The following is a 12,773-nucleotide window of genomic DNA, read 5'->3' as shown; positions in this document are numbered from 1 at the left end:
AGCCATCACGCTCTAACCGATACACCTCGGTTAAGGTGGGAGCTGGCTTGCCTGCGATGGTCATAGGTATCTACACATCTTTCAAAGGCTGACAAATCTCCTGTAGTGAGCGGGCTTGTCCCGCGCTGGGCTGCGAAGCGGCCCCAAACCAGACGAATTGGGTTTGCCTGAAACTGCGCGGCGTCTTTATTGGGGCGGCTTCGCCACCCAGCGCGGGACAAGCCCGCTCACTACAACAATGTGTAGATACCTATGCTGCGATGGCGGACTGTCAGTTGATACATATCCGCCTGACCCACCGCCATCGCAGGCAAGCCAGCTCCCACATTCAATCGTCATTGTTTGATCGATCCCCGCCCAGCGCACCTCCGCGCGCTTCGTTCATCATTCCAAAGTGTTTATCCCGCAACAGCGAATAAACAATCTGTTCCTTTGCCACTCTCTGCGCGCGTCGCACTACGGTGCACCCCCCATGAATAGCTGACTTCGCGCCTAGGCATGACTCATGCAACACACAGTCATTCCCTCTATAGCCAGCGGACCACCGCACGCTTGAACACCAATAGGAAGCCCCCTATGAGCGTGCACGAACTCAAACGCCCGCCTGCCCTGGAATGGCCCGCCGAGCTGCTCGGCGACTTGCCCAAGGCCTTGGACCATCTGCGGCACTGGGCGCAAATTACGCCGCTGCACACCGCCCTGCGCCACAAGCGCCAGGGCCAGTGGTATGCGTGGCGCTGGATCGACGCATTACGTGACGTGGAACGCCTGGCCGACGGCTTGCGCCAGCAGGGCTTCAGCGAGCATTCGCGACTGGCCCTCAGCGGTTCGTTCGAGCCGAACGTGTTGCTGCTGGCCCTGGCTGCCCACTCCATCGGCGGGCAGGTGTTGACCCTGGCCGATGACCTGGAGCTCGAGGCGCTGCAGCAACACCTGTGGCGCATTCGCCCCACCCATTCTTATGTGCAAGGCCGCCGGCAAATAGCGCATTGGCAGTCGGCCAATCTGCTGGATTTTGCCCAGTTACTCGGCCCGGTCGCTCCCGCGCAACGTCTTGTACGCTGGAGAAAAATCAGCGACGAGACCGCACTGTGGAGCGAAGAGGGCACCGGTTGGCAGGGCGGCCTTGCGGTGCTGCTGGAGCAATGGCTAAACACCGGCCATGGCCTGGCCTTCCCGGAAAGCCCGGCCTCGGCACGGCGTGATCGCAGCGAGGTGGCGCCCACCGGCCTGCTGTTGTCGCCCGCACGCTTGCAGCACCTGGCCGATGAGATCGAGAGCCGCCTGGCGCCCCACGGTACCTGGCGCCGGCGCCTGTGCGAGTGGGCCATCGCCCATCCGCAGAGCGGCCTGCGTCGCCTGCTGAAAAATCGCGTGCGCATGCTGCTGGGTTTCCAGCGCCTGGTCTACATCTGGCAACCGCTTAAAGCCCCTGCGCAGCCAACGTGGCTGGCCGAATTCAAACGGGACATCGCATGAGCCAAGCCATTCTCCAGGTGCGCGATATCTCGCTGTCGTTCAAGGGCGTCAAGGCGATCAATGCCTTGTCTTTCGACGTGGCGCGCGGTGAGATCTGCGCGCTGATCGGGCCCAACGGCGCGGGCAAAAGCTCGCTGCTCAATGTGCTCAATGGCGTGTACCGCTTTGATGCCGGTGAGATTGTGTTCGAAGACCAGCACTTGCACCGCATCGATCCGTTGGGCGCAGCGCGTCGAGGCATTGGCCGCACGTTCCAGAACAACGCGCTGTTCAAGAAAATGAGCGTGCTCGACAACATCCTCACCGGCCTGTCGCGGCATATGCGCAGCAGCTTCATCGAACAAGCCCTCGGCTTGCCCCGCGCGCGGCGCGAAGCCTTGGCGTTCCGCCGGCGTGGCCAGGGCATTCTCGAGTTGCTTGACCTGCAAGCGCACCGGGATGTGCTGGTCGGTAACCTGTCGTACGGCCTGCAAAAACGCGTGGAACTGGGCCGCGCACTGATCGCAGGACCGAGCTTGCTGCTGCTCGACGAACCCATGGCGGGCATGAACGCCGAGGAAAAACAGGAGATGGCCCGCTTCGTCGCCGACGTGAACCGCGACCTTGGCACTACCGTGGTGTTGATCGAACACGACATGGGCGTGGTCATGGGCCTGTCCGACCACGTGGTGGTGCTCGACTACGGGCGCAAGGTCGGCGATGGCACACCGAGCGAGGTGCAAGCCAATCCCGGGGTGATCGCGGCGTACCTGGGAGCCCCACACGCATGACGTTCTTCTTCGAAACCCTGCTCGGCGGCCTGCTCGCCGGCACCATGTATTCGCTGGTCGCCATCGGTTTCGTGCTGATCTACAAGGCCAGCGGCGTGTTCAATTTCGCCCAGGGTTCTATGCTGCTGTTCGCCGCGCTGACCTTCGTCAGCCTGCACGACCAGGGCGTGCCGTTTGCCCTGGCGCTGCTGCTGACCGTGATCGTGATGATCATCGGCGCGCTGCTGATCGAGCGTCTGGTCTTGAGACCGCTGGTGAACCGTTCGCAAATCACCTTGTTCATGGCCACCCTCGGCCTCTCGTTCATTATCGAAGGCCTGGCCCAGGGCTTGATGGGCTCGCAAGTGCGCGCGCTGGATCTGGGCATCGACGACGTGCCGCTGTTCGTTGGCCCACTGATGCTCAGCCAATTCGACCTGATCGCCGCCGCTGCCGCGGTGGTGCTGGTGACGGTACTGGCGCTGCTGTTCAACAAGACCCGCATCGGCGTCTCGCTGCGCGCGGTGGCGGATGACACCACGGCGGCGCTGTCCATCGGTATCAACCTCAACCGCATCTGGCAGATCGTCTGGGCAGTGGCCGGGATTGTCGGGCTGGTGGCGGGGCTGCTGTGGGGCGCGCGTCAGGGCGTGCAGTTCTCCTTGTCGCTGGTGGTGCTCAAGGCCCTGCCGGTGTTGATCATCGGTGGCTTTACCTCGATAGGCGGGGCGATTGTCGGCGGGCTGATTGTCGGCGCGGCGGAGAACCTCGCCGAGGTGTATATCGGCCCGCTGATCGGCGGCGGCATCACGCCGTGGTTCGCCTATGTACTGGCCTTGGCCTTCTTGTATATCCGTCCCGCCGGCCTGTTCGGCGAGCGCGCCATCGAGCGAGTCTGAAACCATGTCGATTCCCGTTGCACAAGACACCGCGCCGTTGCTGCTGATCCAGCGGCGCATCCCCTGGGGCCTGGTCGGCCTGTTGGCGCTGGCGTTTATCGGGGTGCCGCTGTGGGGCAATGACTATTGGCTCAACGCGATCCTGATTCCCTTCCTGGTGCTGTCACTGGCCGGGTTGGGCTTGAACCTGCTCACCGGCTACACCGGGCAAACGTCGGTGGGCGCCGCCGGCTTCATGGCCGTCGGGGCGTTTGCCACCTATGGATTTTTGCTGCGCCTGCCGGAGCTGGGCTTGCCGGTGGCGCTGTTGGGCGGGGGCGTTATCAGCGCGTTGGTGGGGTTGCTGTTCGGCCTGCCCAGCTCGCGGATCAAGGGTTTCTACCTGATGGTCACCACGCTGGCCGCGCAGTTCTTCCTGGAGTGGCTGTTCGTCAAATTCCCCTGGTTCTACAACTATGGCTCGTCCGGCACCATCTCCGCGCCGAAGCTGGCGCTGTTCGGTCATGACCTCAATACGCCTCTGGGCCGTTACCTGCTGACCCTGGTCACGGTGCTGTTGCTGACCTGGACGGCCATCAACCTGGTGCGCAGCCAGGTCGGGCGCAACTGGATGGCGATCCGCGACATGGACACCGCCGCCGCCGTGGTCGGTATCCCGGTGGTGCGCTACAAGCGCTTGGCGTTTGCGGTCAGCTCGTTTTACTTAGGGCTAGCCGGCGCGCTGTGGGCCTTTGCCTACCTGGGCACGGCCAGCGCCAGCAGTTTCGATATCAACCGCTCGTTCCAGATCCTGTTCATCATCATTATCGGCGGCATGGGCAGCATCGCCGGCAACTTCGTCGGCGCGGCCTTCATCAGTTTGCTGCCGATCTTCCTCAGCCATGCCGGGCAGGCGCTGTTCGGGGGTTCGGTTGATGCGGGGCAGTTGCAGAACCTGCAGAAAATCATCTTTGGCGTGTTGATCATCGTGTTCCTGATCAAGGAACCCGAAGGGTTGATTCGCCTGCTGCACAACCTTCGCGATCGGCTGCGGCAGTGGCCGCTGCGTTTCTAATCCATAAAAGAGAATCTCCATGCGTGCATCCTTGAAACGTTCCCTGGTCGGCGCCGCGTTTGCGCTGGCCGCAGTGGCCGGCGCCGTACCCCAGGCAGTGGCTTCGCCGGACCGGCAATTCATTCCCCTGGCCACCTACCGTGTGGGCGCCTATGCCTCCAGCGGCGTGCAAGTGTGGGCAGGGATGATCGATTACCTGCGTTATATCAACGAGGTCGAAGGTGGCATCAACGGTGTCAAGCTGGTGTGGCAGGAATGCGAGACCGAATGGACGGCCGAGAAGGGCATCGAGTGCTACGAGCGCTTCAAGAATGGCCTGGATGGCGCACCGGTCGCGGTGTACCAGCCCAACGGCGCGCCGGCGGCCTATGCGCTCAGCGAAAGGGCGGAGGTGGACAAGATCCCGCTGATCACCCTCGGCTACGGCCGCACCGAAGCCACCGACGGCACGGTGTTCCCGTATAACTTCCCGGTGATGCTGACCTTCTACAGCGAGGCGTCGGCGTTGGTGAACTACATCGCCCAGCGTGAAGGCGGTTTCGACAAACTCAAGGGCAAGAAGATCGCCACGGTCTACCACGATTCGGCCTACGGTCGCGAAACCCTCGGCCCGCTGAAGTTGCTCGCCGAGAAGTACGGCTTCGAAAATATCCAGATTCCCGTCGCCGACCCCGGCAATGAGCAATCCGCGCAATGGCGCCAGGTGCGCCAGGCCAACCCCGATTGGGTGTTCCTGCGCACCTGGGGCGTGTCCACGCCGGTGGCGGTAAAGACCGCCGCGCGCTTCGGTTTTCCGGTGGACCACATCATCGGCGATATCTGGGCCAGTTCCAGCGAGGACGTATTGCCGGCCGGCGCCGCTGCCAAGGGTTACCTGGCGCTCACGCCGTACCCGGCGGGTGCCGATTTCGAGATCCACAAACGCCTCAAGCAGTTCGTACTCGACAAGGGCCACAGTGACCTCAAGGACCTGAAGAATTTCGGCAGCGTCTACTACAACTCCGGCCTGGTGAACGCCGCCGTGGCAGTGGAAGCGATCCGCACCGGCCAGGCCAAGTTCGGCAAGCGCCCACTCAACGGCGAGGAAGGCCGTTGGGGCCTGGAGCACCTGAATATCGACGATGCACGCTTGAAAGACATGGGCTACCTGGGCCTGATGCAGAACCTCAAGCTGTCGTGCCGCGACCACGAGGGCGGCGGCTCGGCGCGGGTGCAGCAGTGGGACGGCGCCAACTGGACGCTGATCAGCGACTGGATCGCCGCCGACCGCGCCCTGTTGCGCCCGTTGATCGATGAAAAATCCGCCGCGTTCGCCAAGGAAAAAGGCCTGACGCCACGTACCTGCACCGGGGATGAATAAACCATGAGCCAGCCCGCCAGCGTTTCCGCCAGCCCGTCGCTGCTGACGGTCAATGATATCGAAGTCATTTACGACGGCGCGATCCTCGCCGTGGCCGGGGTGTCGCTGAGCGTGCCCAAGGGCGCCATCGTGGCTTTGCTCGGTGCCAATGGCGCCGGCAAGAGCACCACGCTCAAGGCGATCTCCGGATTGGTGCGTGCCGAGCGGGCCGAGGTCAGCCGTGGCGTGATCGAGTACGCGGGCGCCGACCTGGCCGGCATCGACCCCAGCCAGCGCGTGCGCCAGGGCATGGTGCATGTGCTGGAAGGGCGCCACGTGTTCGGCCAACTGACCGTGGAGGACAACCTGCGCAGCGGCGGCTTTGTTCGGCGCCTGAGCCGCAGGGACATGGAGCACGACCTCGAGCGCATCTATGCCTGGTTTCCCCGGCTCAAGACCAAGCGTCACACCCGCGCCGGGCTTACCTCCGGCGGCGAGCAACAAATGGTCGCGATCGGCCGGGCACTGATGACGCGTCCTACTTTGGTACTGCTCGACGAGCCGTCCATGGGTTTGGCGCCTATGATCGTGCAGGAGATCTTCGAGATCGTTGCGCAACTCAACCGCGAACAGCAGGTGAGCTTTTTGATCGCCGAGCAGAACATCAACGTCGCGCTCAACTATGCGTCCCACGGCTACGTGCTGGATACTGGGCGCGTGGCCCTAAGCGGCAGCGCCGCTGAACTGCTGGCGCGAGGCGATTTGCATGACATTTACCTGGGCAAACAGTAAGGGCAACCGCGCATGACTGAATCCACCCGCAACGCCGATGTGCTGATCATCGGTGGCGGCCTGAGCGGCACGATGCTGGCCGTGCAACTGCTGCGCCTGCCGGGCACGCGCCGGGTCCTGGTGATCGAGCCGCGCGCCGAACTCGGCCGGGGCGAGGCCTACAGCGCCGTCGAACTGGGACATACCCTGAACGGCAATGCGGCGCGCATGAGCGTCGACCCGGACAATGCCGACGACCTGACCCAATGGCTCACCGACTATATCGGCGCCGGCGGTTGGCCCGAGTCGGCGCAGCAGCCGGTGCCGATCAGCGAACTGTTTCCGCCGCGCGGGATATTCGGGTTGTACGCCCAGCAACGTTTGGCCGAAGCCAAGGCGCAGTCCGCGTCCAGCGTCGAGCATGTGCGCGGCGAAGTGGTCGACTTGCAGGTGGATGATGCATCAACCGTGCTGACCCTGGATGACGGCCAGCAACTGCGTGGTGCGTTGGCGGTACTGGCCACCGGCATGTTCCCGGCGGCGCGTACGCCGCAGACCGAACCCAACGGTTTGAACGCGGCGGCGGTGGATCCCTGGGACGTGGCGGCGATGACCCGGATCGACCCGCACGCGCCGGTGCTGATCATCGGTTCCGGGCTGACCATGGTCGACGCGGTGGTGTCCCTGGAACAGGCCGGGCACCGTGGGCCCATCGAGGTTTTTTCACGCCACGGCCTGCTCCCCCATGTGCGCCGGCAACCGCCGGGCTGGGTGGATTTTCTTGGCGAAGACCATCGCCTGCGCAGCCCCTTGCAATTGCTGCGCGAAGTGCGTCGCCAGTGCCGCAGCGCGCAAGCGCAGGGCATCGATTGGCAAGCGCCGTTGGACACGGTGCGCGCACATATCGGTCGGTTGTGGAGCCAGGCCAGCGAGCGTGAAAAACGTCAGTTCGTGCGCCACGTGCGCCCCTGGTGGGAAAGCCATCACCACCGCTCGCCACCGTTGAGCGCGCAGCTGGTGGCGCGGCTGCATGAAGCAGGGCGGTTGCGGATTCGGGCGGCTTCCTTCAAAGGCCTGGTGCCTTCGGTTGAAGGCGTGAGCATTCGCTTGCGTTACCGCGGCGAGCACGCGATCACGCAGGTGTCAGGTGCGGCGTTGATCAACTCCAGCGGCATTGAATACGACTGGCGCCGCGTGGCCAGGCCGTTGCCGCAGCAGTTGCTCAAGCGCGGGTTGATCCGGCCTGGGCCATTGGCGTTGGGGATTGCGGCGGATGCTTCGGGGGCGGTGCTGGATGCCCAGGGCCAGGTGAGTGGGCGGCTGTTTGCGATGGGCCCGCCGTTGCGGGGGATGTGGTGGGAGAGCACGGCGGTGACCGATGTGGCGATTCAAGCCAAGGCGCTGGCCGCCAAGCTGACACGCATCTAAATGTGGGAGCGGGCTTGTGTGGGAGCTGGCTTGCCTGCGATGCAGACGACTCGGTAGATCAGGTATACCGAGTAGATGCCATCGCAGCGGTGCGGCGATCCGACAAGCCAGCTCCCACAGGGGATTGGTGTTTCAACCGCCGATTTTTACAAAACCTGGCTTTAGCCCAAACACCTCGACCCCCTGCGCCGTCGATTGCCCGGTTGTCACCTTCACCCGCTCCACCGCTTTATCCATCGCCTGGCGGTATTGGACCGTCATGTCCGGCCCGATGGCCTGGCTTGGAATCACGATTGCCTGTGCGTTGTTGTAGGTCACGATGGTCAAGCGCGCGCTCATCCCCAACCGCACGCGTTGCAGCTGTTGCGGCGTGAGCCGGGGGATCGATAAGGTCACCGGGAATTGCGCACTGCCCTGGCTGTCGCTGGCGACCGCCAAGCCGCTCACGACGCTGACGGAGCCGGTCAGCCGCTCACCCTCGAAACCATCCCCCAACACTTCCACTGCCTGGCCCTGGTGCAACTGGTTGATGTCCAGCTCCGACACCTTGGCGACTATCTTCAGCCGCTCGATATTCGCCAGCCCAAACAGCACCTGGCCCTGGCTGACCTTGCTGCCGGCCTGCACCGGGGCGTTGTTGCTGCCGCCGCCACCCTGGGCTGAGGGATTGCCGGGCGGCGGTACCACGATGCCGGAGAACGGCGCCTTGACTTCCCGGCCTTCGAGCAACGTGCGCAGAGCTTCATATTTCACCGTGGCGTTGGTCAGCTCCATATCGGCGATCTGGCGGTATTCGCCCTTGCCCTGGTCGATCGCCTGTTGCAGCTCGCTGCGAGCGGAGGCGAGGTCCAGTTGTTGCTGTTGGGTCTGTTGCCTGAGGTCGTCCAGCTCATTGCGCGGGATGATGCCGCGCTGAAACAGGTTTTCACTTTCGGCGAGTTTGCGCCGGGTGTTGCCGGCGGTCATTTCGGCGGTGCGCAGGCTACGGCGGGCACGGCTGACAGCGGGGCCGTTGTCCCAGTCCTGCATCTCCTGCACGGTGCGCCGCGCCTTGAGCTGGGCGGAGAGGGCGTCGCGCAGTTGCACCTCCAGGGTGGCCGGGTCCATGCGCAACAGCACTTGGCCGGCCTCGACCCGCTGGCCTTGCTCGACCAGGTTGGCTTGCACATTGCCGTCGAACGGCGCGGTAAGGGTGACGGTGGTGTCGGGCTCGATCTTGCCCACCAGGCCGATCTGGTGCACCAGTGCGTCGGGTTCTACCGCCAACCATTGCTCGGTGGCCGTGGCCGGGTCGGATGCCGGGCTGCGCAGGGCCAGGCCCGCGCCGCACAGCAGCAGGATAAGTACAGCGCCCAGCAGGCGTTTGTGATTAGTAGTCATTGAGGGCGATTTCCCAACTTTCCAGCGTCATGCCCAGGGTCAGGTCGAGCTGGGTCTGGGCGTTCAAATAAGCGATCAGCGCATTGAGCTGCGCATTTTCGGCGTTGCGCAGGTCGGTCTCGAAGCTCAGCACCTGGAAGTTGGTGGAACGTCCGGCGCTGAGTTTTTCCCGTTCGATCTGGATCTTGCGCCGTGACAATTCCACGGCGCGCTGGGAGATTTCATACTGGCGCCAGCGGGTGCCGAGGTCGCGCACTACATCGTTGACGCTGCGTTCCAGCTCCTGGCGTGCCTCGGTGATGCGGATCTCCTGGTCCTCCACGTTGACCCGCGCGCGTACTTCGGCCTGGCGTGTGCTGATATCGCCGATGGGGATCTGCACCTGCACCCCGGCGTAGCTGTCCCAGGTTCGGTTGTTGCTGCTGCCGGTGTCGTTATTGTAGGCGTCGCGCACCTGGTTCGCGCCGGCCACCAGGTCCACCTGCCAGCGCCCGGAGTCCTTGGCGATCACCAGGTTGAGGTCGGCCTGCTGGCTGCCGAGCAGGGCGGCGAGGTATTCCGGCTGCTGGTTCTGCGCCAGGTTGAAGGCCTGGCGCTTGTCGATCTGCATGGGCCTGGCCTCCAGGGCTTCGGTGGCGCGAATCGGCGTGGACAGGTCCAGGGCCAACAGGCGCAGCAGCGAGAGGCGACTGGCGTCCAGTTGGTTCTGCGCTTCTTCCACGCCCAGTTGCTGGGTGGCGATATCGGCTTCGGTCTGTACGATCTCGAATTCGGCCATGCGCCCGGCGCTGATCAGCGCTTTGTTCACTTCCAGCAAGGTCGCGGAGCGCTTGAGCGCGTCCTGCACGATGCTCAGTTGCTCCTGGGCGCGCAACAGCTCGCGGTAGGTGGCGATGATCTGGCTGATGGTCTGCGCGACCGTGGCCTTGAGGTTCAAGCGGTTGGCCTGCTCCGACAGGCGCGACAGGCGCAGCGGCGCGGTGGTGGCGTCCCAGCCGGCGCCGCGCAGCAGCGGCTGGATAATTGCCAGGTCCAGGCCGTCGCTGCGGTAGCGGCCGGCGCGGTCGGCATTGTTCAGTTGCTGGGTCCAGGCCATGCTCAGGCGCGTACCGTACTCGCCGAGCAAACTGGTGGCCGGCGCGACGTTGGCATTGCGTGCGTTGTCGGCCGAACCACGGGTGCCGCGGTAGGAACTGTTAAGGGTGAGCTTGGGTTTGAACACATCTTCGGCCACCCGCAAATCGAACTTCTGCGCCACCCGTTGCAGGTACGCGCTGCGAATCGCCGGGTTGTTGCGCAGGCCCAGGTAGACCGCATCGCCCAGGGTCATGGTGGTGGCCTGGGCATTCAACGATACGCCCCGGTCGTAGCCGCTGCGCGTGGTACTCGGCGCCGACGGCTTGATCACCACGTCGGCGGCCACGCCCGGCAGGCTGACCAGCGCCAGCAACAGCAGCCATCTACTCATCGCGCAGGGCCTCCACCGGCTGCAACCGCGAGGCCGAAACCGCCGGGTAGATGCCAAAAAACAACCCCACCAGCAACGTACTGCCCACCCCGAGCGGCAGGGCGGCGGCGGCCAGGGCAAATTCCCAGCCCGATAGCCAGGCGTACAACCAGGCGGCGGTCATGCCCAGCACCGCACCACAGAGTGCGCCAACCGCGGTGAGGGTCACGGCTTCGAGCAGGAACAGGTTGCGGATATCCCGCTGGCGCGCGCCGAGGGCCATGCGGATGCCGATTTCGCGACGGCGCTCCGAGACGTTCATCAGCATCACGTTCATCACGCCGACGCCGCCGCCCACCAGCGAGATCGCCCCCAGGGCCAGCAGCAGGTAGGCGAACGTGCGACTTTGCCGGGTCATGCCGTCGATCATTTGCTGGGGCACCTGGATGTCCACATCGTGGTCGGGAAGTTGCGGTTGCAGGGCGGTGGCGGCGTCCCGGGCAACGCGTTCCATGTCCTGGCCGGGCGCGGCGCGGATGATCACGTTGCCGATCTGCGGCGTGGCATAGATGCGGCGCATGCCTTCGGCGGGGATGAACAGTGATTCGTTGGCCTGCACCGGCATCAGCATCGCGCGCGGCTGGCTGCGCAGGATGCCCACGATCAGGAACAGGTAGTCGTTGATGCGCACACGGTCACCCAGTCGCAGCGGGTCGCCCGGCGCACCCAGGGCTTGGGCCACCTGGTCGCCGATCACCGCGTAGGTTTCATGGCTATCGAAGCTCGACAGGAAACGCCCCTGTTGCACCGCCAGGCGCATCGCGTCCTTGATATCCGCTGTGCTGCCGACGAAGTTGGCGTTGACGGTACGGCCGTGGAATACGATCGGCCCGCTGAACAAGGTGAGCGCGCCGATATGGGCGATGCCGGGCACGCTCCGGCGCACGGCTTGAAGGTCCAGGCGCGCGGGCATCGGCAGGCTGCTGCCGGCCTTGGGCGGGAACTGGGCGATCAGGGTATCGGTGCCCATGTCCTTGAAAATCATCGCGGCATCCACCGCCGCGTTATGGCCGATGTTGATCAACGCCACCACCGACGAACTGCCGATCACGATACCCAGCAGCGCCAGGATCGAACGCTTGCCCAGGGTGCGCAGGCTGACGAAGGCTTCATGCAGCAGTTGGCTGAGGTTCTGTTCGACCTGCCGGGTCATGGACGCCCGGCCTCTTGCACCACGCCGTTGCGCACCAGGATCTTGCGCTCCAGGCGCTCGGCAATGTGCGGGTCGTGGGTGACGATGATCAGCGTGACCTGTTGCTCGCGGTTCAACCCCAGCAACAGCTCCATGATGTCCTGGGCGGTGGTGCTGTCGAGGTTGCCGGTGGGTTCGTCGGCCAGTATCACCGACGGCTTGCCCACCAGCGCACGGGCAATGGCGACCCGCTGGCGCTGGCCGCCGGAAAGGTCGGCGGGGCGGTGGTGGGCGCGGTCGGCCAGGCCGACTTGTTCGAGCATGCGCAAGGCTTGCTCCACCGACTCATGGCGCGATACGCCGCGATAACTCAAGGGCAGGGCGATGTTGTCCAGGGCGCTGAGGCGCGGCAGCAGGTTGAAACTCTGGAACACGAAGCCGATCTGCTGGTTGCGGATGGCCGCCAATTGATCAGGCGTGGCGGTGAAGATGTCGTGGCCGGCAAAGTGGTACTGACCACGGTTGGGCAAGTCCAGCAGGCCGAGGATATTGAGCAGCGTGCTTTTGCCGGAACCGGACGCGCCGAGGATGCCGCAACTGTCACCGCTGGCGATGGTCAGGCAGACGTCATTGAGTATGGACAGGTGTTGCCCGGCCAGCTGATAGCTTTTGCCGATGCCTTGCAGGGAGATCAAGCTTGGGTGCGCCCGGGTATCTGTCATGAATACGCCTTCAGCCTCGACGCCGCCTGTGTCGCCCCGGTAAAGCCTTGTAACAAGTTAGCGGGGCAGCTTGGGAATACGTACTGGCCGGTTTTGTTTCTTGTTTTTAAAACATTGTTTGAATACTAACCGCGTTCCAGCGGCTTCGCCAGCCGTCGACATAGAGCGGTTTTACCGCCGGGAAAGGCGCATTTCAGGGGGCAAAGAGGGCAGCGAAAAGCCCAGCGATTACCCTCGATGAGCCCGTCGTCCAAGGCTTTCAAGCACAGGGCGACGCGCCATTGCTTGCTTTCGAGCGAAGGCCCCGGTATAA

Annotated in this window: 11 protein-coding genes; 7 read left to right on the top strand and 4 right to left on the bottom strand. The window is 64.1% G+C overall.

Going from position 1 to position 12,773, the window contains the following annotated elements; all coding sequences use genetic code 11:
- Positions 1-576 precede the first annotated feature (576 nt).
- From BLL36_RS07525 to BLL36_RS07495, 7 genes are read left to right on the top strand one after another with little or no spacing between them, the layout of a single operon-like run.
- A complete protein-coding gene (locus tag BLL36_RS07525) occupies positions 577-1,479 on the top strand; it encodes an AMP-binding protein (RefSeq protein ID WP_076950829.1) in 903 nt (300 codons plus the stop codon).
- Positions 1,476-2,249, top strand: coding sequence for an ABC transporter ATP-binding protein (locus BLL36_RS07520; RefSeq protein WP_076950828.1), 774 nt, complete (start codon positions 1,476-1,478; stop codon positions 2,247-2,249). Before BLL36_RS07525 ends, BLL36_RS07520 begins: the two co-directional genes overlap by 4 nt.
- Positions 2,246-3,127, top strand: a complete 882-nt coding sequence (locus BLL36_RS07515; protein ID WP_034106908.1) for a branched-chain amino acid ABC transporter permease — start codon at positions 2,246-2,248, stop codon at positions 3,125-3,127. The genes BLL36_RS07520 and BLL36_RS07515 overlap by 4 nt, the downstream gene beginning before the upstream one ends.
- A 4-nt stretch (positions 3,128-3,131) precedes the next feature.
- The gene (locus tag BLL36_RS07510; RefSeq protein WP_076950827.1) at positions 3,132-4,181 is read left to right on the top strand and encodes a branched-chain amino acid ABC transporter permease; all 1,050 of its coding nucleotides are present in this window, start codon (positions 3,132-3,134) and stop codon (positions 4,179-4,181) included.
- Between the two features lie 19 nt (positions 4,182-4,200).
- Complete coding sequence (locus BLL36_RS07505; RefSeq protein WP_076950826.1) at positions 4,201-5,541, top strand: ABC transporter substrate-binding protein; 1,341 nt, start codon at positions 4,201-4,203, stop codon at positions 5,539-5,541.
- A 3-nt stretch (positions 5,542-5,544) separates the two neighbouring features.
- Complete coding sequence (locus BLL36_RS07500) at positions 5,545-6,312, top strand: ABC transporter ATP-binding protein (RefSeq protein ID WP_076950825.1); 768 nt, start codon at positions 5,545-5,547, stop codon at positions 6,310-6,312.
- Positions 6,313-6,324: 12 nt separating this feature from the next.
- The gene (locus BLL36_RS07495; protein WP_076950824.1) at positions 6,325-7,719 is read left to right on the top strand and encodes an FAD/NAD(P)-binding protein; all 1,395 of its coding nucleotides are present in this window, start codon (positions 6,325-6,327) and stop codon (positions 7,717-7,719) included.
- A gap of 132 nt (positions 7,720-7,851) precedes the next feature.
- On the opposite strand, the gene BLL36_RS07490 is transcribed toward BLL36_RS07495, so the two are convergent.
- Genes BLL36_RS07490 through BLL36_RS07475 form a run of 4 tightly spaced genes read right to left on the bottom strand, consistent with a single transcriptional unit; the run spans position 7,852 to position 12,460 of the window.
- Complete coding sequence (locus BLL36_RS07490) at positions 7,852-9,099, bottom strand: efflux RND transporter periplasmic adaptor subunit (RefSeq protein WP_076950823.1); 1,248 nt, start codon at positions 9,097-9,099, stop codon at positions 7,852-7,854.
- The gene (locus tag BLL36_RS07485; protein WP_076950822.1) at positions 9,089-10,567 is read right to left on the bottom strand and encodes a TolC family protein; all 1,479 of its coding nucleotides are present in this window, start codon (positions 10,565-10,567) and stop codon (positions 9,089-9,091) included. The genes BLL36_RS07490 and BLL36_RS07485 overlap by 11 nt, the downstream gene beginning before the upstream one ends.
- A complete protein-coding gene (locus BLL36_RS07480; protein ID WP_076950821.1) occupies positions 10,560-11,759 on the bottom strand; it encodes an ABC transporter permease in 1,200 nt (399 codons plus the stop codon). Before BLL36_RS07480 ends, BLL36_RS07485 begins: the two co-directional genes overlap by 8 nt.
- Positions 11,756-12,460 (bottom strand): ABC transporter ATP-binding protein, encoded by a 705-nt coding sequence (locus tag BLL36_RS07475; protein WP_076950820.1) that lies wholly within the window; start codon positions 12,458-12,460, stop codon positions 11,756-11,758. The genes BLL36_RS07480 and BLL36_RS07475 overlap by 4 nt, the downstream gene beginning before the upstream one ends.
- Positions 12,461-12,773: the final 313 nt, after the last annotated feature.

Source organism: Pseudomonas cedrina subsp. cedrina (assembly GCF_001983175.1).
GTDB lineage: Bacteria > Pseudomonadota > Gammaproteobacteria > Pseudomonadales > Pseudomonadaceae > Aquipseudomonas > Aquipseudomonas cedrina.
This window is presented reverse-complemented; position numbering and strand designations above follow the sequence as displayed.